Below are 21,278 nucleotides of genomic sequence, written 5' to 3'. Positions count from 1 at the left end.
ATGAGGAAAAGTGTAAAGCGGTTTTCCGCCCGCATTCCGCGAGGGCAAGAGTGATGTTCAAAAAGATACTGATTGCCAATCGCGGAGAAATTGCCTGTCGGGTCATCCGCACGGCGCGCAAACTGGGCATTGCAACGGTCGCGATCTATTCCGATGCGGATGCCGGTGCACTGCATGTCGAGATGGCCGACGAGGCGGTGCGGGTCGGCCCTGCCATTTCCGCGCAGAGCTATCTGAATGTCGAGGCGATCATCAAGGCCGCAAGGCAAACCGGCGCCGAGGCCATCCATCCGGGCTATGGGTTTCTTTCCGAAAATGCCGGCTTCGTGGATGCGGCCGAGGCGGCGGGCCTCACTTTCATCGGCCCTTCGGCCAGGGCCATTCGCGCCATGGGGCTGAAGGATGCCGCCAAGGCGCTGATGGAAAAGGCAGGCGTGCCGGTCGTTCCGGGCTATCACGGCGACAATCAGGATGGCGCCTTCCTCAAAAGCGAGGCCGACCGCATCACCTATCCGGTGCTCATCAAGGCGCGCGCGGGCGGCGGCGGCAAGGGCATGCGCCGTGTCGATCAGCCAGACGATTTCGCGGCAGCACTCGACAGTGCGCGGCGCGAGGCGGAAGCCTCGTTTGGCGACAGTGCCGTGCTGGTCGAAAAATACATGGCGAAGCCGCGCCATATCGAGGTGCAGGTCTTTGGCGACAGCCACGGCAATGCCGTGCATCTGTTCGAGCGCGATTGCTCGCTGCAACGCCGCCATCAAAAGGTGATCGAGGAAGCGCCTGCCCCCGGCATGACGCCGGAAATGCGCGCCGCCATGGGCGAGGCGGCGGTGAAGGCCGCGCTCGCCATCGGTTATTGCGGTGCGGGCACGGTGGAGTTCATCGCCGATGTATCGGAAGGGCTGCGACCGGACCGCTTCTTCTTCATGGAAATGAACACGCGCCTGCAAGTGGAGCATCCGGTGACGGAAGCCATCACCGGGCTTGATCTGGTCGAATGGCAATTGCGTGTGGCTTCCGGCGAGGCGCTGCCGAAACGTCAGGACGAACTTTCCATAAACGGCTGGGCCTTCGAAGCGCGGCTTTATGCGGAAGACCCGGCGCGTGATTTTCTGCCTGCCACCGGCAAGCTCGCTCTGTTCGCACCGCCAGAAAATGCGCGGGTCGATTCGGGTGTGCGAACCGGCGATACGATCACGCCGTTCTATGATCCGATGATCGCAAAGATCATCGCCCATGGCGCAACGCGTGATGAGGCACTCAACCGGCTTGATGCGGCACTAAACAAGACCCGGATTGCGGGCCTCGTCACCAATCGCCAGTTCCTCTCGGCGCTTTGCAAGCTCGAAGCTTTCCGCACCGGCGATGTCGATACGGGCCTGATCGGGCGCGAGGCGGCGGCGCTTTTCACCGCTGAGCCGCCTTCGGATATTGCCTTTGGGCTGGCCGCGCTTGGTGCGCTCGACCTTCTGGATGCGCCAGTGATCGGCGATCCCGAAGGCGATCCATGGGTTAGCCTGCGCGGGTTCCGGCTTTGGGGCGAGGCATCGCGCTCGGTTCTGCTCGATCATCACGGCGAGCGCCGCATGGTCAGCTTTACGGCCAGAGGCGGCGGGCATTTTGGCTTTGCCTTCGGCGAACTGGAAATCCGCGCCCATGAAAACGGGCTGGTTCGTTTTGCTGTCGATGGCCGCATGAGGGAGGCCTCAGTCTCGCGCATCAGGCATGATGTGACGGTGCAATTCGAGGGCCGGGACACCATATTTCATCATGTGCAGTCGATAGGCGCGGAAGAGGATGCTTCGAGCGAAAGCCGCATCCTGTCGCCGATGCCGGGGCGGGTAGCGCTGGTTTCCGTCGTGGAAGGTGCAAGCGTCGCCAAGGGCGATCCGCTGGTGACGATGGAGGCGATGAAGATGGAACTGTCACTGACCGCGCCGCGAGACGGCAAGATTGCATCCGTAACCGTTGTGGCGGGCGATCAGGTCAGTGAAGGTGCATTGCTGGTCGAGTTGGAGGAGCAACATGGCTGAACACGTGGAAATCGTTGAAATGGCTGCGCGTGATGGCCTGCAGAATGAGAAGCGGTTTGTGCCGACAGCCGACAAGATCGCGCTGATCGACCGCCTGTCCGATTGCGGCTATTCGCGCATAGAGGCGACGAGCTTCGTCAGCCCCAAATGGGTGCCGCAACTGGCCGACAGCACGGAAGTGATGGCCGGGATCAGGCGCGCCGACAGCGTGCGTTATTCGGCGCTGGTGCCCAACATGAAGGGCTATGAGGGTGCTGCTGCCGCCAATGTCGACGAGATTGCGGTTTTCATTTCCGCCTCGGAAGGTTTTTCAAAGGCCAATATCAACTGCTCAATCGCTGAAAGCATCGAGCGCCTGTCTCCGGTGATCGGTGCCGCCATCAATGACGGTCTGGCCATTCGTGGCTATGTGAGTTGCGTGGTCGAATGCCCCTATGACGGACCGGTGGCCCCGCAGGCGGTTGCCGATGTGACCGAGCAGCTCTTTTCGCTCGGCTGTCACGAGGTGAGCCTTGGTGACACCATCGGGCGCGGCACGCCGGACAGGGTTGCCGCCATGCTCGATGCGGTGCTGGCCATCGCACCGGCGCACAGCCTTGCCGGTCATTATCACGACACTGGCGGGCAGGCGCTCGACAATATCCGCGTCAGCCTGGAAAAAGGCCTGCGCGTGTTCGATGCATCGGTTGGCGGTCTTGGCGGCTGTCCCTTTGCGCCGGGCGCCAGGGGCAATGTCGATACGGTTGCCGTGGTCGCAATGCTGCATGGATCAGGGTTTGAAACCGGCCTTGATCTGGACAAGCTGAAGCAGGCTTCCTTGTTCGCGCAAAGCCTGCGTCAGGATAGAGCCGCATGAAGGAATTCGAGACGCTTCAAATCGCTGTCGATCAGCGCGGCGTCGCGACGCTGACGCTCAACCGGCCCGACCAGCATAATGCCTTGTCCGGCCTTATGATCGATGAGCTGACGACGGCAGCGCTTCATCTGGCGGATAATGAAGCCCTGCGCATCGTGATCCTGACCGGCGCGGGCACGAGCTTTTGCGCGGGCGGCGACCTTGGCTGGATGCAGGAGCAGGTGAAGGCGACGCGCACGCAGCGCACCGAGGAGGCGCGCAAGCTTGCCCTCATGCTGAAAGCGCTGCGCGACCTGCCGAAGCCCTTGATCGGTCGCATCAACGGGCAGGCCTATGGCGGCGGCGTCGGCCTCATCAGCGTGTGCGATGCGGCAATCAGTATTTCCGGCGCGCGCTTCGGGCTGACGGAAACGAAGCTTGGCCTGATACCGGCCACCATCAGCCCCTATGTGGTGGCGCGTATCGGCCAGGCCAATGCGCTGCGCACATTCACCTCGGCGCGGCTGTTCGATGCCGAGGAGGGGCGGCGCATCGGGCTGTTGCACGATGTGGTCGAGGCGGAGCGTCTTGATGCGGCGGTGGAGGCGGAGATCAAACCCTATTTCGCCACCGCGCCCGCAGCCGTTGCCGCATCCAAGCGGCTGGTCCATGCGCTGGGCGCGCCGATCGACGAAGCGGTGATCGACATGACGCTCACCCGCCTTGCCGACACATGGGAGACACCGGAGGCCGCGGAAGGGATCGCGGCCTTTTTTGCGAAGAGATCACCATCATGGAAGAAGGAGGGAGGAGCCAGTTAGGAGGAGGCGGTTTTTCGTTGTATTTGCGGGTACTTGGCCCCTTGCAATCGGAAGCCGGAAATGCATTCTTATTACATCATGAAAGCTCGCTCCCGTTCCGGAGCATGATTCCGAAAGGGCGGATGCTGTTTCGGATAATATTATGGCTCCGGCCTCTTCGAGGCGGCGGTGCGGCGTGCTTTTGAAGCGCATCCCGAAAAGTGTGAAACGGTTTTCGGGCAAGATGCGCGTTGATGCATATGATTTGGAGCGTCTGGCGCTCTGAATCACCCCTTTGAGATCATGCGATGAACAAAAGGGAGGGCCCGGCAATTCGGCAGCGCGGATGCGCTGAGATTTGACCGGCAAGGGTTGTCTCGGGGCCGTCGGAGGACGCCGCCCCACCAAAGGAGAAAAAGAATGAACCTGAAACTTCTGTCCAGCGTGGCTTTCGCAGCTACACTCGGCTTTGCCAGCGCCGCCTATGCAGACATCACCATCGGCGTCGTTGCACCGCTGACGGGTCCTGTCGCCGCTTTCGGCGACCAGGTGAAGAAGGGCGCGGAAACCGCCGTCGAAGTCATCAACAAGGCTGGCGGCATCAAGGGCGAGAAAGTCGTTCTGAAGTTTGCCGACGATGCCGGTGAACCGAAGCAGGGTGTTTCCGCCGCCAACCAGATCGTCGGCGACGGCATCAAGTTCGTTGTCGGCCCGGTCACGACCGGCGTCGCCATTCCGGTTTCCGACGTTTTCGCGGAAAACAACGTCCTGATGGTCACCCCGACCGCCACCGGTCCGGACCTGACCGCGCGCAATCTGGAAAACGTGTTCCGCACCTGCGGCCGGGACGACCAGCAGGCCGAAGTCATGGCTGATTACGTCCTGAAGAACCTGAAGGACAAGAAGGTCGCCGTGATTCACGACAAGGGCGCCTATGGCAAGGGTCTGGCCGACGCTTTCAAGGCGGCGATCAACAAGGGCGGCGTCACGGAAGTGCATTATGATTCCGTCACGCCGGGCGACAAGGATTTCTCCGCGCTCGTCACCAAGCTGAAGTCTGCCGGTGCCGAAGTGGTCTATTTCGGCGGCTACCATGCCGAAGGCGGTCTCCTGTCGCGCCAGCTGCACGACGCCGGTCTCCAGGCCCTGGTTCTCGGCGGCGAAGGCCTGTCCAACACCGAATATTGGGCAATCGGCGGCACCAACGCACAGGGCACGCTCTTCACCAACGCCAAGGACGCCACCAAGAACCCGGCCTCCAAGGATGCCATCGAGGCCCTGAAGGCCAAGAACATCCCGGCTGAAGCCTTCACCATGAACGCCTATGCCGCCGTGGAAGTCATCAAGGCTGGCATCGAACGCGCCGGCTCCGCCGATGACTCGGCTGCCGTCGCCAAGGCTCTGCATGACGGCAAGCCGATCGAAACGGCTATCGGCACGCTGACCTACGGCGCCAGCGGCGACCTCAGCTCGCCGAGCTTCGACATCTTCAAGTGGGATGGCGGCAAGATCGTCGGCCTCGAATAAGGTCATTGCCTGAAAGAGAGCGCATCCCGAAAAGTGTGAAACGGTTTTCGGATAAGATGCGCGGCTCAAATAAACAGAAAACGCCGGGGTTTCGCCCCGGCGTTTTGCGTTTGTGGAGCGGCAGGGTCAGGAGCCGGTATAACCGAGTTCGGCTTCGATAGCCTCGAATGTCTTTTCCATCGCATAGGTTGGGCTCAGCGGAAAACCGAAATGCCCGTAGGCGATGGACAATTGCCGTTCGGCCTTGCTCTCGCTGCCCTTGGCGATTGCCGCCACATAGAGCGCGGCAGCAAGCCCCGTGCGGTCGGAGCCTGATTTGCAATGGATGAGCACCGGCTTTTCCGCATTCTGCATCAGCGCGATCAACTGTCTGGTCTGTGCAGGATTGAGTTGCTTGCTGGATGACATTGCGAAATCGGTGTGGCTGATGCCGAGCGTCTTCGCGGCGGCGATCTCCTCATCGTACCATTTCGATCCGGGTTCGGCCCCGCGCAGATTGATGATCGTCTTTATGCCGTAAAGCTTCTGCATTGACGCGATGCGCGCGGGGTCGGGCTGGTTGGAGCGATAGGCCTGCCCGACGACGATGGCGTGGATATTGCCCTTATATTGCAGCGTATAGAGATAACCACCCATGACGCTTCCGCCGATGAGCAGCCCAAGCCCGGCCAGCCGGACGTAAGTAAAGGACCAATCGATATATCTGCGAAAGAACGACATAATGGCCTCATCCGAATGAAAGAATATAATAAAATAAACCGCGTAGAAATTTTCTTTTTGGTTTTCGCGGAAAATATACTAAAAATTTGACCTAATCTTGTCCTTGGAGGCAAGAGTTTGATGTTTATGTTTAAGTTATTTTTTAATTAGGGTCCCGCAGTTTCGTGCGGGAAATTTGTTGGAACAAGCGTAGGCCGGTGTGGGGTGTCGGTTGAACGGGCGGTTTTTCGTGGCTTAAGCTTCGGTTAACCATGTCTGTTTAATCTGCGACCATGGATGGGGCAGTTAGCGGAGCAGGTTTATGCAGCGCTACAGATTTGACGATAAAAGAATTCTGATCGAGGCAATTGTTGAGTTACTCAACCGGGGCGTTGAGCCCGACGAACTCGATCTCGTATTGAGCCGGATCGGTCCGGTCGATCTCGATTTGATGCGGCAATGCCTGATCGAGGTATGGAACTACAATCATCCCGAACTGGCTGAAGCGCCGATGGCGGCCTGACGGCAAGTTCTGCGGGACAGGCATCGGACCGCGAAGCGGGATGGATGCCGACGGAATTGGGCGCGATGCGGCGCTCGCACGGGAATACGGCAGTTGCCGGCACGGTTTGGGGCCGAAACTGTCGGGGCAGGGCCGGGTTGGACCGGTTTTGGAGCAATCTGGCCACTGCCCGCAATGTCATATTCCTGAAACGCAGACGGGTTATATCCATATGCGTATCGGGAATTCACTTGGGATCGTGACCACGGATGTACTGGCGCAACTCAGGTGAAAGCGGAAGGTCGGGTTCAGCCCGGCCTTTTTCGCGTCGAGCGCATGTCTCCTGCAAGCGGGAGCTGCCTTCGGATTTTTGCTGAAAATGCTTTATGAAAGACATTGCCTGCCGCCATTTCCGGAGGCGGCGCGATCTTCTTCAGTCAGGAAAGCGGTTCATGATACGCCATATCGTCCTCATCAAATTCAGGCCCGAACTCGAAGCCGCGCAGATCGAAGAGAGGTTGCAGTCGGTCGTCGCGCTCAAGGACAAGATCGGCGGCATCCTGTCGGTCACGGCTGGCGAAAACAACAGTCCTGAAAATCTCGAAAAGGGATTTCGCCACGGCTTCGTCGTGGATTTCGCGGATGGCGCGGCGCGTGATGCCTATCTTCCGCATCCCGAGCACGCGAAGGTCGGCAAAAGCCTGGTCGAAGCAGCCGAGGGCGGCATCGAAGGCATATTGGTGTTCGACTACGCGATCTGAGTTTTGCCGAGCCACGCGGCGTGGCACGGACGGCGCCCAGCATTTCCAGCAAAAGCGCGAAGCGGTTTTGCGTCCGGAAATGCGGAATACAAAAAGCATTCCAGCAAAAGCGCGAAGCGGTTTTGCGCCCGGTAAAGCCAATAGCGAAAACGGTTCTGACGATTCTGTCAGAACAAGAACAAGGCTAAAGCACCAGCCCGCCCACGCCCATGCAGGACAGGTCGTCGGCGGTAAGCGCAATCCCCGCCATCAGGCGATCCAGTACCCGGTCGAGACTGTTTTCGCGGGCGCTGCGCGCCGATCCGGGCGCGGCGACGACATATTTTCCGTCGTGACGGCCCAGAACCAGCAGATTGCCGGGATCGACCGGCATGCCGATGCGCAGGATTTCGCCGCCTGACATGCGGATCGATTGCGGCACGATATCCGCCTCGTCGGCAACCGCCGAAGCGCTGAAAATCACGATGATGTCGCAGGCCCTGCCCACGTCCGTGATGGCCGCAGCCAGCGCCGCCTGATCGTGCGCGACGCGCTTTTCGCAAACAAGCGTCCCGCCATTGCGGACCGCACGCTTTTCCATCAGCTCGCGGGTCTTCTCCAGAACCGTCTCGCGTATGGAAGGAAGGCGCGACTGGATCAGGCCGATCCGCGCACCATTGAAGGCGCAGACATGCAGCGCGGGCCGCGCATCGAGGCTTATCTCACGCAGGAGCGTCTCCGGCACGGCAAAAGGAATGATCTTGACAGTGGCGATCATCTGACCGGCTTCCACCCGCACATGGTTGCGCAGCGTCGCGATGGAAATGCGCGCATCATGTGCGTTGATGGCATCGATGCGGTCTGCATCTGCCAAAAATATGCCGTTCTTCCGGGCATGCAGGTTGACGCGCCCGGTCGTGGCGTTGCCGGTTTCCACATCGGCGGAAGCAATTAGGCGCGCGATGGCAAGTGCCGCCTCGTCCTCGCCGATGTCGCCCTGTTCCAGACGCGCGGCCAGCACCGAGCCTACGCCCGCCTCCCGCAGCAGGGCGAGGTTGAGCGCATCGAGAACCGTGCCTTTGCGCAAGGTGAGCGCACCGGCAGTCGTCGCATAGCCGAGGATCGCGCCTTCGGCCTCATCGAGCGGCATTTCGGCAAATATCATCTCTACCCCCAATTCCCCCGCTTCCCACGTGAAATTCCAATAAAACATAATCCAACCGGAGTGAAACCCGGAGGATCGGGATTATGCATTGGGAGGCCCCGTTAGAGCGCGTTTCGACCTGATTGGATCAGATCGGCGCTCTAGGTTATTCTGTTTCGAGCATAATCTTATCGATCCTCGTTTCACTCCGGTCGCATTAAGCTCTAAACCCGCGTGGCGATTGGGCATTTTCGTGAATCCAGTGAGAAACACGAGGCATTCGGTTCACGGGGGATTCGGTAAAATCCCATCACGATCCCGTTCATTCGTGCGAAAAACGGTGGTTTTCATCTTGCAAACCCCGCGCTTTGGGCCTATTCGCTGCGCCGCATCCTGATGGCTGGCGGCCCTTGGCCGCTCCAAGACAGCGCCGCATCGGCACCGGGCCGGATTGTTCCGGCAAAAGGCCGCTTTTGGGCGCGACATTACGATCCAGCACAATTTTCGTCAGACACGTGACAAACGCGACTATTCGTTATAACGGTACTTTTGGAAATTTCAGAATTTACCGAAAACTAGGAAATGACGCATGCACCGGAGGTGACACTCTGCGCGCAGGATGGAAAGACAAATGAAACACGGCACCCCCCGGACGATCGTTTCGTTCGCCGTCATGGCCCTCACGGCGTTTCTCGCCGGCTGCGAGAACCAGGTCCTTCTGTCCCCGAAAGGGGAAGTCGGCATGGCAGAACGCGATCTTATCTTCTTTGCGACCGGCATCATGCTGCTTGTCGTGCTTCCCGTCATCTTCATGACGCTCTACTTCGCCTGGAAGTATCGCGCCTCGAACGAGAAGGCGGACTACCAGCCCGACTGGCACCACTCGACCAAGATCGAGCTTGCCGTCTGGCTCATCCCGATGGCGATCATTGTGGTTCTGGGTACGGTCACCTGGATCAGCACCCACAAGCTCGACCCGTATCGTCCGCTGGAATCGAACGCGAAGCCGATCAATGTCGAAGTCGTCGCGCTCGACTGGAAATGGCTTTTCATCTATCCCGACCAGGGCATCGCCACCGTCAACGAAATGGCAATGCCGGTCGATGTGCCGGTCAATTTCAAGCTGACCTCCAGCAACATCATGAACTCCTTCTTCATCCCGCAGCTCGGCAGTCAGGTCTACACCATGCCAAGCATGCAGACGAAGCTGCATCTGGTTGCCAATCATGCAGGTGAGTTCGACGGTATCTCCGCCAACTATAGCGGTCAGGGCTTCGCCCAGATGCGCTTCAAGGCGCATGCCTACAACCAGGCCGACTTCGACAAGTGGGTGGCCGATGTGAAGGCCAAGGCGAATGGCGAAGAGCTGAGCCGCGACCGTTACGCCTCGCTGGTCCAGCCGAGCGAGAAGGTTCCGCCGCAGTTCTTCACCTATAGTGACCAGGCGCTGTTCCACAACATCGTGAACCGCTGCTGGGACGGCAAGTCCGTCTGCCTCGACGATGAGATGCATCGTCAACAGATGATCCGCGAAGCACGCGCCAACCTGCGCAAGTCTTCGCCCGTCGATTTCAGCCAGTGGGCGAGCGACATCATCTGTGCAGTCCAGCCGCAGCGCCTCTCGCAGCTCGAAAACTGATGTGCCGATAGGCCCGTGACCTCGCAAGAGGTCGCGGCCATCCGCATTCAATCCCTTGTTTCACGCGGTTCCGGAACGATGGCCTTCATGCGCCGTCCCGGAATTGCTCCAATCGAAGCGTGATAAAAATGTTCGGAAAACTTACGCTCGAAGCGATACCCTTTCACGAGCCAATCATCATGGTCACTTTGGCCGCGGTGGCTGGCGGGGCGCTCGCTATTCTGGCAGCCATAACCTACTACCGCAAATGGGCGCCGCTCTGGAACGACTGGCTGACGTCGGTCGACCACAAGCGCATTGGCGTGATGTATATCATCCTCGCACTCGTGATGCTGTTCCGCGGCTTCTCGGATGCCGTGATGATGCGCGCCCAGCAGGCGCTCGCTTCCGGGGCCAATGAAGGCTTCCTGCCGCCGCACCACTACGATCAGGTCTTCACCGCCCATGGCGTGATCATGATCTTCTTCGTGGCGATGCCCTTCATCGTCGGCCTGATGAACTTCGCCGTGCCGCTTCAGATCGGCGCGCGCGACGTGGCTTTCCCCTACCTCAACTCGCTCAGCTTCTGGCTCACGGTTGCCGGTGCGATCCTCGTCAACATCTCGCTTGGCGTCGGCGAATTCGCCAAGACCGGCTGGCTGGCCTATCCGCCGCTTTCCGGCAAGGAGTTCAGTCCGGATGTCGGGGTGGATTATTATATCTGGGCCTTGCAGATTTCCGGCATGGGCACGCTGCTTTCCGGCGTCAACCTCATCACCACCATCATCAAGATGCGTGCGCCCGGCATGGGCATGATGCAGGTTCCGGTCTTCACCTGGACCGCGCTCTGCTCCAACGTGCTGATCGTCGCGGCCTTCCCGATCCTCACCGTCACGCTGGCGCTCCTGTCGCTCGACCGCTATCTGGATTTCCACTTCTTCACCAATGATGCCGGTGGCAATCCGATGATGTATGTGAACCTCATCTGGATCTGGGGTCACCCGGAAGTCTACATTCTGGTCCTGCCGTGCTTCGGCATCTTCTCGGAAATCGTGGCCACCTTCTCCGGCAAGCGCCTGTTCGGCTACAAGTCGATGGTTTACGCCACCGTCGCCATCACCATCCTGTCGTTCCTCGTCTGGGTCCACCACTTCTTCACCATGGGCGGCGGCGCCAACGTCAACGCCTTCTTCGGCGTGGCGACCATGATCATCTCCATCCCGACAGGGGCGAAGGTCTTCAACTGGCTCTTCACCATGTACAAGGGCCGCGTGCGCATGGAAACGCCGATCATGTGGACCATCGGCTTCATGTGCACCTTCGTCGTCGGCGGCATGACGGGCGTTCTGCTCGCGGTTCCACCGGCGGACTTCGTGCTGCACAACTCGGTGTTCCTGATCGCCCACTTCCACAATGTGATCATTTCGGGCGTTCTGTTCGGCTGCTTTGCCGGTCTCGTCTACTGGTGGCCGAAGGCTTTCGGCTTCAAGCTGAACGAACGTCTGGGCAAGAACGCCTTCTGGTGCTGGCTCGTCGGCTTCATCCTCGCCTTCATGCCGCTCTACGTGCTCGGCCTGATGGGCATGACCCGTCGTCTGAACCATACCGAAAACCCGGCATGGCACATCTATCTCATCGTTGCCGCCATCGGCGTTGCGATCATCCTTTGCGGCATCGTGTTCCAGGTTCTGCAGATCGCTGTTTCGATCCGCGACCGCGAAAAGCTGCGCGACAACAATGGCGACAGCTGGGGTACGGGCCGCACGCTCGAATGGTCGCTGGCTTCGCCGCCTGCCTTCTACAACTTCGCCGAAGTTCCGCATGTGCGCGATCATGACGGCTGGTGGGACATGAAGCAGAACGGCTATGTGCGCCGCACCGAAAAATTCGCGCGCATCCACATGCCGAAGAACACCGGCACCGGCTTCATCATCGGCATGCTGAACATTCCGCTCGGCTTTGCCCTGGTATGGCACATCTGGTGGCTGGTGATCGCCTCCGCCCTCGCTGTGCTGGCCGTTGCCATCGCTCACTCCTTCAATAATGACAGAGACTTCTACGTCTCGGCCGATGAGGTGCAGGAAGTCGAAGACCTCCGTACCCGGCAACTGACTGCTCAGGAGGCCTGATTCCGATGAGCGCAAGCATTTCAACCGCCGCTCCGTTCCTGGGCGGAAACGAGCACCCCGCCCACGAGGATCATCATGATGCAGGGTCGACCACGCTGGTCGGCTTCTGGATCTACCTGATGAGCGACTGCGTCCTGTTCTCGGGGCTCTTTGCAACCTACGCCGTTCTGGCGCACCAGTTCGCGGGCGGTCCGACCGGCCGTGAATTGTTCGACCTGAACTTCGTCCTGATCGAAACCATGCTCCTGCTGGTGTCGTCGCTGACCTATGGTCTGGCAACGCTTTCGATGTTCAAGAAGAACCGTGCCGGCCTTCTGTTCTGGCTGGGCATCACCTTCCTGCTGGGCGCAGCCTTCCTCGCGATGGAAGTCTATGAGTTCAATCACCTGATCCATGAAGGTGCAGGTCCGGGCCGCAGCGCCTTCCTGTCCGCCTTCTTCGCGCTGGTGGGAACCCACGGTCTTCACATCACCTCCGGCCTGATCTGGATTCTGGTGCTTTCCGCCCAGCTCCTGCGTGACGGCCTGACCGAAAAGAACCAGACGCGCGTGATGTGCCTCAGCCTCTTCTGGCACTTCCTGGACATCATCTGGATCGGCGTCTTTACCCTTGTCTACCTGCTGGGTGTACTGTGATGAGCTCTGCACACGAAACACATGACCACGCCGCTCACGGCAGCCTGAAGTCCTATCTGATCGGCTTCGTGCTGGCGGTCGTCCTCACCGTCGTTCCCTTCATGCTGGCCATGAACGGCTACTTCACGCCCGCGACCACCGCCGCCATCGTGCTCGGTCTCGCCGTCGTGCAGATCCTGGTGCATCTGGTTTATTTCCTGCACCTCGATCCGAAGTCGGAAGGCGGCTGGAACATTCTGGCGCTCATCTTCACGGTCATCATTCTGGCCATCGTGCTTGCTGGCTCCATCTGGGTCATGCACCACCTCGATACCAATATGATGCCGATGTACATGTCGCCGGAAGACGTGCGCAACCTGCCATAAGCTTCGCCAAGGGCATTCCCTGCATGGCAATGCTTGCGGGGAATGCTTCTGCGAACCTCGCGAAACAACTGGCCTGACGGCCCGTGATCGCGGCTTTATCCTCCCTCTCTCCCCCCAAAGCCGCGTGGCGCCCCGGTTCATTCCGGGGCGCCTTTCTTTTGCGCGATCGACAGCCAAGGCCGCATGGTTAAAACTAAAGTAAAATTTATGTAAAATTTATGTAAAATTGTCTATGTTGTCGGTAAATCAAAGTCTATGGCTGAATTATCCAAGTGTAGAAAAGTATAATATACGGCATTGATTTACCATTATTGAGTCGGATATTTGCATTTGTGCCAATATTGGCCTAGTATCGATTTTGTTTGATACTTTATTGCGTCTCTGCGTACTCGCAAATCTGGAGTATATGCGATGTCATTATTTAAGAGAGTGCTTAATAAAAATCATGTTATCGGCGCCGCCGTTGCGGCTGTTGTTCTGATCACACCCGCCGTTGCTTTCGCGGCGACGGCCTATGTCTCGGCGGCGGTCAATATACGCTCCGGGCCGGGCGCCAACTATGCCCGGCTGGCGGCGCTTCCCGCCGGTGCCGCCGTCAATGCCGGTTCCTGCCGCAACGGCTGGTGCCAGGTTTATAACGGTAACGGCACCGGCTGGGTGTCGGCGCGTTATATCCGCTTCGGTTCCTATGGAGGCCAGGCCTATGCCGCGCCGTCCACGACGACCGTGGTCGTCGATAATGGCTATTATGACAGCTGGGCGCCGGGCTTCGGCGCTGGCCTCGGTGTCGGCTGGGCCACCGGCGGCTATTGGGGCCCCGGCTATTGGGGACGAGGCTGGCGCGGCGGCCCGAACTACTACAATGGCTGCATTGGCCGTAACTGCCAGTCCTGGCGCGGCGGGCATAATCGCTGGGATCCGCGCTGGGGCGTCGGCCCCGCATGGCGGACCCGGCAGGCTGGCCATTACTGGGGCCCGGGTCCGGTAAGGCCGCGCTTCAACGCCGGCGGCTTCAATCGCCCCGGTTTCAACAGGCCCGCATTCAATCACGGCTTCGGCGGATTCGGCGGCGGTCATTTCGGCAATGTGCGCCCGATGCATGCTGGCCGCTGATCGCAACCCCTAATCGAATCGGCTCTGTCAGGTCATCCTCCTCCCTCCTCCCGTGACCTGATGGGCGGCCCGCCGACACCCCGCCGGCGGGCCGCGCTTTTTGGGAATTTTCGATAATCACCGGCGAATGCGCGGCGCTGTCCGCTCAACCTGCGCGAGCGGTTGCAGGGGTGTGGTAACGTTAATACTCCGTTGACTGAAATGGTCCATATCTAGCGTTGTCGCTTGGAGTTCTGTTCTCCCCATGGTAATCCCTGAAACGTCCTGGGCTGGGGGTGTGAACGGGACGCTGCCAGGCGACCGCATAGACAGGAACCGGACAGTAACGCGTATGACTTGGAGTAACAGGACGATACAGGGAAAGAGCATCGCCATGCTTTTGCTGGCGGCGCATTTTTCCTCGCTCACGGTGTCGCCTGCGCTGGCATTCGAGCTGTTCGGAATCCGCCTGTGGGGCGAGGACAAGAAGGAAGACCCGGATATCATCGACCCGAAGACCTATACGGTCGAGGTCACGACCACGGGCGACCGCAAGAATGCGGACGGCACTGAAGCCGATCTGAAATCCATCATCGAAGGCGCGTCGGGCCTCGTCGCGGATGCGGAGCGACCCGCTTCGGGTTCCGCCGGACTGCTCGCCAAGGCGCGCGGCGACTATCGCCGCATCCTGGCCGCGCTCTATGGCGAGGGCCGCTATGGCGGCACCATTTCCATCCTTGTCGATGGCCGCGAGGCGAACGAAATTCCGCCCGATGCGGATATTCCAAACGATCCGAAGATCGCGATCACCGTCGATCCCGGCCCGCAATTCCTGTTCGCGCGCACCGCGATCTCCAACATAGCGCCGCCGCCGGTCGACAAGCGCGATCACGTGCAATCGCCCGAAGAGGCCGGTTTTGCACCGGGACAGGTGGCCCGTTCGGGCACGGTCATCCGGGCCGAGCGTCTCGCCGTCGAGGCATGGCGCCAGCAGGGCTACGCCAAGGCGCGGGTTACCGATCAGGACATCGTGGCCGATCATGCTGACAACCGGGTTTCCGCCGATATTTCGCTCGATCCGGGCCAGAAGGCGCATTACGGGCCGGTCAGCGTTGTCGGAACGGCGCGCATGGACCCGCAATTCGTCGCCTGGATGACGGGGCTGAAAGAAGGCCAGGAATACGATCCCGACGATATCGAGAAAGCCAAAAAGCGTCTCGGCCGCATGGAAGTCTTCCGCGCCATGAGCTTCGAGGAAGCCGAAAAGATCGAGCCGGACGGCAGCCTGCCGATGACGCTCAACGTGCAGGAGCGCAAGCCGCGCCGCTTCGGCTTCGGTGCCGAATATTCGACCATCGACGGCTTCGGCCTCACCGGATACTGGATGCACCGCAACCTGTTCGGGCGCGGCGAGCGCCTGCGCTTCGACGCCAAGGTCAGCGGCATTGGCGGCACGCAGGACAATTCCTTCGACCCGAAGAACTTCACCTATCTTCTGGGGACAACTTTTACCAAACCGGGCGTCTATACGCCGGACACGGATTTCGTCGCATCGCTCGACGCCAAGCGCGAAGTGCTGGACGCCTATACCGAAACCTCGGTCAATGCGAAGACCGGTTTCACGCAGATATTCAGCGATGAACTGTCGGGCGCGCTCTATGCCAAGGCGAGCCATGGCCGCTTCAACGACGATGTGTATGGCGACCGCACCTTCACGACGGCGGGTCTGGAGGGCAATCTCCTCTATGACAGCCGCAACAACAAGCCGGACCCGAGTTCGGGCTTCTATCTGGAAGGCAATATCCAGCCTTTCTATGAATTCCAGTATGGCAATTTCGCCACCCGCTTCACCGCCGAAGGCCGCACCTATTACGGTTTCGGCGCGAAGGACCGGGTGATTCTGGCGGGTCGCCTGAAGGTCGGTTCGATAGTCGGCGCATCCGCTGCGGACCTGCCGCCAAGCCAGCTCTTCCTGGCGGGCGGCGGCGGCTCGGTGCGCGGTTACGGCTATCGCAATATCGGCGTCAGCGCAGGCAATGGCGAGATCGTCGGCGGGCGTTCACTCGTCGAGGCCAATGGCGAAGTGCGCGCCCGCATCACCGATTCGATCGGGGCGGTGGCATTCGTCGATGCCGGCTATGTCGGCGAAAAGTCGTTCCCCGATTTCTCGGAACAGATGCGTGTCGGCGTCGGTGGCGGTCTGCGCTACCTGACCGGCCTCGGGCCGATCCGCCTTGATGTCGCCGTTCCGCTCAACCGCCGCTCGGGCGATCCGAGCTATGGCTTGTACGTAGGTATAGGACAGGCGTTTTGACCAGATTTCTCGCAATCATCGCCTTCATCGCCTTCGCCGTCACGGCAGTCATCTTCGGCTGGCCGGAACAGCAGAAGCAGTCGCAGGCTCAAGCTCAGGTTCCCGCTCAGGCTCAAGATCAGGGTTCTGGACAGGAACAGGCAGAAGCACCAGCAGAAGAAGAGAAATCCTATTTCCTGTCCTTCGTGGAAAGCCAGCTTTCCGCGCCCAACCGCCGCATTTCCATTTCCGGCATCAGCGGCGTTCTGTCTTCGGAAGCCACCGTCGGCTCGATCACCATCGCCGACCGCGAAGGCGTGTGGCTGCGCATCGAGAACGCCAAGCTGAACTGGAGCCGCACCGCGCTTCTGGTCGGGCGTCTCAGCATCCAGTCGCTTGCCGCCGAACGCATCGACGTCATCCGCAAGCCATTGCCGGACAACAGCCTGCCGTCGCCGGAATCCTCCAGCTTCAGCCTGCCGGAACTGCCGATCTCGATCAATCTCGACCAGCTCGCCATTGCGCGCCTGCATTTCGGGCCCGACATTTTCGGTCTCGAATCGGAAGTCTCGGCCAATGGCCGCCTGTCGCTTGCCGATGGCTCGCTGGATTCCAGTTTCGATATCAAGCGCCTCGACGGCCCGGGCGGCACTTTCGCTCTTCGCGCCGCCTATGCCAATGCCGACCAGAAGGTCGATCTCGACCTGAAAGTCTCGGAACCGGCCAATGGCATCGTCGCCAATCTGCTGAACATCGATGGCCGTCCCCCGGTCGATCTCACCTTGACGGGCGCCGGTCCGCTCGACGGGTTGAAGGTCGATCTGGCGCTCGATACCAATGGCAGCCGCACGCTGACGGGCCAGTTCACGCTCGTCCGGCAAGGTCAGGCGCCCGATGGCGGCCGGGTTTTCTCCGCCCGTTTCAACGGTCCGATCGCGGTTCTGGTGCCGCCGGTATTCCGCGATTTCTTCGGTGCCGAAACGGTGCTCTCCGCCGATGGCTTCCTCAAGGATGCAGGCGGTTTCCGTCTCGACGATCTGGCGCTGAACAGCGCGGCCCTGAAGCTGAAGGCTTCCGCCGAAACCGGCAATGACCGCTTCCTGAACAAGCTGCACATCGATGCTTCCATTGCCGATGAAGGCAAGGGCCGCGTTCTCCTGCCGGTCAAGGGCGCTGAAACCTATATCGACAATGCGAAATTCCAGGTCGCCTTTGGGGATCGCCCGACCAATGACTGGACGGGAACGCTTGCCATTGCCGGTCTCAGGAACGCCACGATTTCTGCTGAAAGCATCGCGCTCGACATGGGCGGTGTTGCCGAAAACCTGAATGACGCCACCAATCGCCACATCACCTTCAAGGTCAATGGCGGGGTGGACGGCATTTCGGCGGAACGCGCCGAAATTGCCGAGGCGCTCGGCAACCGGATCGCGCTCGCCGTCGACGGCGCATGGCGCGCCGGTTCCCCGGTCGATCTGGCGCAGGCCAACATCTCCGGCAACGGTCTCAGCCTTGATCTCAAGGGCAATATCGACGACTTCGCCTTCAATGGCGATATCGCCGCCAAGGTGGCAAGCCTCGCGCCTTTCGGCGCTCTGGCCGATCGTGACCTTGCGGGCAGCATCGATGTCAACGCCAGGGGCATCGTCCGTCCGATCAGCGGCGCTTTCCAACTCGACCTCAACGGCACGGCGCAGAACATGCGCACCGGCACGCAAGCCGTCGACCGCATTCTCGATGGCGCGGTTACGCTGGGCGGGGCTCTTGGCCGCAGCGCGGAAGGCTTTTCGGCGCGCGATTTCCGCATCGGCAACGAGTTGAGCGAAATTACCGCCAACGGCTCCTTTGCCTCCGACAAGGCCAATTTCGATTTCGGCGTCATGCTGTCCGATCTCAAGCTTCTTTCCGATCAGGCATCGGGCCGGATGACGGTCAAGGGCAGCGCGCGCGGCGACGACAAGCTGATCGCGCTCGCATTGCGCGCCGACGCGCCGCAAGGCACTCTGGCCGGACGCAAGCTTTCCGAAGGCGGCCTCGATTTCAACGCCATGCTCGACGGCAACGCCACGACGGGTGCCGCCTTGTCCGGCAAGCTTGCGGGCAGCGCCTTCCTCAACGGCCAGCGCGTCGATCTGGGAACGCTGATCGATATCGTCAATGACGAAAAGCGCCTGACCGATCTCGTCTTCAACGCGGGCGGCGCGCATCTTTCCGGCAATGTGACCCAGAACGCGAAAGGTCTCCTGACGGGCGCGCTGAAGCTCGACGCCCCGGATATTTCCACCGCCGCAGCCCTGGCGCTTGCCGAAGCGACCGGCGCCGCCAATGCCGACATTACGCTGGACGCCAGTGACGGTCGCCAGAATGCATCCGTCACCGCAAACGCCAAGGACATCAAGGTCAATGGCAACCGTATCACCTCGGCTGATATTGCGTTGACGGCGCGGGACCTGTTCGGTGTACCGGTGGTCGATGGCAATGCTGCGGCGCGCGACATCATGGTCGGCACCTTCGGCATCGACAGCTTTGACGCCAAGGCCAATGCGACCGGGTCGAAAACCGATTTCACTGCCAATACCAGACTGAAGATCGGCACGGTTGCCAGCGCCGCCGGTTCGCTTGAGCCGAAGGATGGCGGTTTTGAACTGGGGCTCGCCTCGGCCAATGTGAAGCAGGGCACGCTCAGCGCCAATCTGGCCGCGCCCGCCACTATTTCCATGAAGGGCGAGGAAATCTCCTTCGGAGATATCGTCATCAATACGGGCGCGGATGCCAGCGCCGGTCAGGTCAAGGTCAACGGCGTCGTCGATGGCCGTCTCGATCTTTCGGTGGCGCTTTCCAATCTGCCGCTGGCGCTCGCCAATACGTTCAAGCCGGAACTGGGGCTTGGCGGCACGGTCAACGGCACGGCCCGCATCACCGGTACCAAGGAAGCGCCCAATGTCGCCTTCGACATGGCGGCACGCGGCGTGACGGCAGCCGAACTCAAAAAGCAGGGCATCGCTGCTCTCAATGCCGACGCCAAGGGCACCTCGGCCAATAACCGGCTCAATGTCGATGCGCATGTCACCGGAGGCGGCGGCATCGATGTGCGCGCCAATGGCGGCGTGCCGCTTGGAAAAGGTGATCTCGCTCTCGACGTCAATCTCGCCAATCTTCCGCTGACGGCGCTGAACGGTGCGGTCAAGGGACAGGATCTCGCGGGCAATGTCACCGGCACGGCGCGGGTCACCGGCCCGCTCACCAACCCTGCCGCGACCTTCAACCTGCGCGGCACCGGCCTTGCGGCCCGGCCGCTGCGCGAAAACGGACTTGCGCCGCTCACCTTGCAGGCTGCGGGCAGCTATGCGGCCATGGCCATCGACTTTTCGTCGGTCACCGTCGACGGTCCGCGCGGCCTCAATGTCACCGCCAGCGGCAAGGTGCCGTTCTCGGGGCAGGGGCTCGGCGTCAATGTCAATGGCAGCGTTCCGCTGGCGCTTGCCAATCGCTTCCTCGCGGATCGCGGCGCACAGGCAAACGGGACGCTGACGCTGACGGCCAGCGTTTCGGGCGGCTTCAACCGTCCGCAATTGCGCGGTATGTTCTCCACCAATGGCGCGACGTTCATCGATCCCGATACCAATGTCCGCCTCAACAATATCAATGTCATGGGCAGCATGGATGGCGAAACCATCACGCTGCGCCAGGTCAATGCCGCGCTCGGCAGCGGCGGATCGGTTTCCGCAAGCGGCACGATCTCGACCAATGCCGAAGCAAACTTCCCGGCCAATATCGAGATCAAGCTCGATCGCGCCCGCTATGCCGACGGCAAGCTGGTCGTGGCGACCGTCAATGGCGGGATTACGATCAATGGGCCGCTGATGCGCGATCCGCTGATTTCAGGCCGTATCGACGTCGACAGGGCTGAAATCTCGGTGCCGGAAAATCTCGGCGGCGGCGCGGCCTATGTCCCGGTCCGCCACAAGAACACGCCGAAGAATGTTCAGGTGACGCTCGACCGCGCCCGGGTCGAAACGCGCCGCAGCCGGGTGCCGACCCCGACAGCGCGCCCGACCGTGCCGCGCCTCGACGTTCTCATCAATGCGCCGAACCAGATTTTCGTGCGCGGTCGCGGTCTCGATACGGAACTGGGCGGACGCCTTCGCCTGACCGGGCCGGTGACCGATATCAAGCCGGTCGGCTCCTTCGACATGATCCGTGGGCGCATCGGCATTCTCGGCCAGCGCATCACCTTCGACGAAGGCCATGTCACGCTGGTGGGCGATCTCAATCCGCAGCTCAACTTCGTGGCCCGCTCGGAAGGCAATGAAATCACGGCAATCGTGACGGTGACGGGTACTGTCGACAATCTCGACATCAAGTTCTCTTCCACGCCGGAACTGCCGCAGGACGAAGTGCTGGCGCAGCTGATCTTCAAGCGCTCCATCGGCGAATTGTCGGCGTTCCAGATCGCACAGCTTGCCGCTGCCGCAGCCGAACTTGCGGGCGGTTCCAACAACTCGCTGATGAACAAGCTGCGCGCCGGGACAGGTCTCGACGATCTCGACGTGGTGACGGATGAGAAGGGCCAGACGGCGGTTCGCGCCGGACGTTATATCCGCGACAACATCTATCTCGGCGTCGAAGCAGGCTCGGGCGGCTCGACCAAGGGCACGATCAATCTCGACATCACCCGCAACCTCAAGGCCAAGGGCGCACTGGGTGCGGAAGGCGATTCCAGCGGCGGCATCTTCTACGAAAAAGATTATTGATCGCCGCAGACAATGGTCACATGGGGCCGGGTTTTGCGACCCGGCCTTTTGCCATCCGGACACAACTGTAAATAGCGAAAAGGCGAAAAAGCCATAATTTCGCCATCAAAAA

Annotated in this window: 15 protein-coding genes; 13 read left to right on the top strand and 2 right to left on the bottom strand. The window is 60.5% G+C overall.

Annotation, left to right across the window (positions count from 1 at the left end; genetic code table 11):
* Positions 1–53: 53 nt before the first annotated feature.
* From ABWW28_RS13925 to ABWW28_RS13910, 4 genes are all read left to right on the top strand, one after another.
* Positions 54–2,033, top strand: a complete 1,980-nt coding sequence (locus ABWW28_RS13925; protein ID WP_112672486.1) for an acetyl/propionyl/methylcrotonyl-CoA carboxylase subunit alpha — start codon at positions 54–56, stop codon at positions 2,031–2,033.
* Positions 2,026–2,889: a hydroxymethylglutaryl-CoA lyase gene (locus ABWW28_RS13920; protein ID WP_112672488.1), complete on the top strand. Its 864-nt coding sequence runs from the start codon at positions 2,026–2,028 to the stop codon at positions 2,887–2,889. Before ABWW28_RS13925 ends, ABWW28_RS13920 begins: the two co-directional genes overlap by 8 nt.
* Complete coding sequence (locus ABWW28_RS13915) at positions 2,886–3,689, top strand: crotonase/enoyl-CoA hydratase family protein (RefSeq protein WP_112672490.1); 804 nt, start codon at positions 2,886–2,888, stop codon at positions 3,687–3,689. The genes ABWW28_RS13920 and ABWW28_RS13915 overlap by 4 nt, the downstream gene beginning before the upstream one ends.
* Before the next feature lie 399 nt (positions 3,690–4,088).
* Positions 4,089–5,195 carry a branched-chain amino acid ABC transporter substrate-binding protein gene (locus ABWW28_RS13910; protein WP_021587691.1) on the top strand — a complete coding sequence of 369 codons (1,107 nt, stop codon included), beginning with the start codon at positions 4,089–4,091 and terminating at the stop codon, positions 5,193–5,195.
* 126 nt (positions 5,196–5,321) lie between these two features.
* On the opposite strand, the gene ABWW28_RS13905 is transcribed toward ABWW28_RS13910, so the two are convergent.
* Positions 5,322–5,915, bottom strand: a complete 594-nt coding sequence (locus ABWW28_RS13905; protein WP_006471215.1) for a tyrosine-protein phosphatase — start codon at positions 5,913–5,915, stop codon at positions 5,322–5,324.
* Positions 5,916–6,216: 301 nt separating this feature from the next.
* Here ABWW28_RS13905 and ABWW28_RS13900 point away from each other — a divergent pair, with 301 nt between their 5' ends.
* Both ABWW28_RS13900 and ABWW28_RS13895 read left to right on the top strand, forming a co-directional pair.
* A complete protein-coding gene (locus ABWW28_RS13900) occupies positions 6,217–6,417 on the top strand; it encodes a hypothetical protein (RefSeq protein ID WP_006465760.1) in 201 nt (66 codons plus the stop codon).
* 431 nt (positions 6,418–6,848) lie between these two features.
* Entirely contained in the window at positions 6,849–7,157 is a 309-nt protein-coding gene (locus tag ABWW28_RS13895) for a Dabb family protein (protein ID WP_025090690.1), read from the top strand.
* Between the two features lie 184 nt (positions 7,158–7,341).
* Here ABWW28_RS13895 and ABWW28_RS13890 read toward each other — a convergent pair whose 3' ends face one another.
* Positions 7,342–8,301: a molybdopterin-binding protein gene (locus tag ABWW28_RS13890; RefSeq protein ID WP_063619902.1), complete on the bottom strand. Its 960-nt coding sequence runs from the start codon at positions 8,299–8,301 to the stop codon at positions 7,342–7,344.
* 610 nt (positions 8,302–8,911) lie between these two features.
* Between ABWW28_RS13890 and cyoA the strand changes: the two genes are divergently transcribed.
* From cyoA to ABWW28_RS13855, 7 genes are all read left to right on the top strand, one after another.
* Positions 8,912–9,919 carry a ubiquinol oxidase subunit II gene (gene cyoA, locus ABWW28_RS13885; protein WP_006471213.1) on the top strand — a complete coding sequence of 336 codons (1,008 nt, stop codon included), beginning with the start codon at positions 8,912–8,914 and terminating at the stop codon, positions 9,917–9,919.
* Positions 9,920–10,047: 128 nt separating this feature from the next.
* Complete coding sequence (cyoB, locus tag ABWW28_RS13880) at positions 10,048–12,027, top strand: cytochrome o ubiquinol oxidase subunit I (RefSeq protein WP_006471212.1); 1,980 nt, start codon at positions 10,048–10,050, stop codon at positions 12,025–12,027.
* 5 nt (positions 12,028–12,032) lie between these two features.
* Positions 12,033–12,662 (top strand): cytochrome o ubiquinol oxidase subunit III, encoded by a 630-nt coding sequence (cyoC, locus tag ABWW28_RS13875; RefSeq protein WP_006465767.1) that lies wholly within the window; start codon positions 12,033–12,035, stop codon positions 12,660–12,662.
* Positions 12,662–13,027: a cytochrome o ubiquinol oxidase subunit IV gene (gene cyoD, locus ABWW28_RS13870; RefSeq protein WP_006471211.1), complete on the top strand. Its 366-nt coding sequence runs from the start codon at positions 12,662–12,664 to the stop codon at positions 13,025–13,027. Before cyoC ends, cyoD begins: the two co-directional genes overlap by 1 nt.
* 411 nt (positions 13,028–13,438) lie before the next feature.
* Complete coding sequence (locus ABWW28_RS13865) at positions 13,439–14,140, top strand: SH3 domain-containing protein (protein WP_353391183.1); 702 nt, start codon at positions 13,439–13,441, stop codon at positions 14,138–14,140.
* Positions 14,141–14,471: 331 nt separating this feature from the next.
* Positions 14,472–16,433, top strand: a complete 1,962-nt coding sequence (locus ABWW28_RS13860; RefSeq protein ID WP_425393938.1) for an autotransporter assembly complex protein TamA — start codon at positions 14,472–14,474, stop codon at positions 16,431–16,433.
* Positions 16,430–21,166, top strand: coding sequence for a translocation/assembly module TamB domain-containing protein (locus ABWW28_RS13855; RefSeq protein ID WP_113341756.1), 4,737 nt, complete (start codon positions 16,430–16,432; stop codon positions 21,164–21,166). The genes ABWW28_RS13860 and ABWW28_RS13855 overlap by 4 nt, the downstream gene beginning before the upstream one ends.
* The last annotated feature ends 112 nt before the right edge of the window (positions 21,167–21,278 follow it).

It is taken from the genome of Brucella sp. NBRC 14130 (genome assembly GCF_040371715.1).
In the GTDB taxonomy this organism is placed as follows: Bacteria; Pseudomonadota; Alphaproteobacteria; order Rhizobiales; family Rhizobiaceae; genus Brucella; species Brucella intermedia.
This window is presented reverse-complemented; position numbering and strand designations above follow the sequence as displayed.

What these genes read in the sequence shown, in the direction of transcription:
- ABWW28_RS13905 (WP_006471215.1), bottom strand. Translation starts at nt 5,915, where the DNA reads ATGTCGTTCTTTCGCAGATATATCGATTGGTCCTTTACTTACGTCCGG.
- cyoB (WP_006471212.1), top strand. Translation starts at nt 10,048, where the DNA reads ATGTTCGGAAAACTTACGCTCGAAGCGATACCCTTTCACGAGCCAATC.
- ABWW28_RS13910 (WP_021587691.1), top strand. Translation starts at nt 4,089, where the DNA reads ATGAACCTGAAACTTCTGTCCAGCGTGGCTTTCGCAGCTACACTCGGC.
- ABWW28_RS13925 (WP_112672486.1), top strand. Translation starts at nt 54, where the DNA reads ATGTTCAAAAAGATACTGATTGCCAATCGCGGAGAAATTGCCTGTCGG.
- cyoD (WP_006471211.1), top strand. Translation starts at nt 12,662, where the DNA reads ATGAGCTCTGCACACGAAACACATGACCACGCCGCTCACGGCAGCCTG.
- ABWW28_RS13920 (WP_112672488.1), top strand. Translation starts at nt 2,026, where the DNA reads ATGGCTGAACACGTGGAAATCGTTGAAATGGCTGCGCGTGATGGCCTG.
- ABWW28_RS13895 (WP_025090690.1), top strand. Translation starts at nt 6,849, where the DNA reads ATGATACGCCATATCGTCCTCATCAAATTCAGGCCCGAACTCGAAGCC.
- ABWW28_RS13890 (WP_063619902.1), bottom strand. Translation starts at nt 8,301, where the DNA reads ATGATATTTGCCGAAATGCCGCTCGATGAGGCCGAAGGCGCGATCCTC.
- ABWW28_RS13915 (WP_112672490.1), top strand. Translation starts at nt 2,886, where the DNA reads ATGAAGGAATTCGAGACGCTTCAAATCGCTGTCGATCAGCGCGGCGTC.
- ABWW28_RS13900 (WP_006465760.1), top strand. Translation starts at nt 6,217, where the DNA reads ATGCAGCGCTACAGATTTGACGATAAAAGAATTCTGATCGAGGCAATT.
- ABWW28_RS13860 (WP_425393938.1), top strand. Translation starts at nt 14,472, where the DNA reads ATGACTTGGAGTAACAGGACGATACAGGGAAAGAGCATCGCCATGCTT.
- cyoC (WP_006465767.1), top strand. Translation starts at nt 12,033, where the DNA reads ATGAGCGCAAGCATTTCAACCGCCGCTCCGTTCCTGGGCGGAAACGAG.
- cyoA (WP_006471213.1), top strand. Translation starts at nt 8,912, where the DNA reads ATGAAACACGGCACCCCCCGGACGATCGTTTCGTTCGCCGTCATGGCC.
- ABWW28_RS13865 (WP_353391183.1), top strand. Translation starts at nt 13,439, where the DNA reads ATGTCATTATTTAAGAGAGTGCTTAATAAAAATCATGTTATCGGCGCC.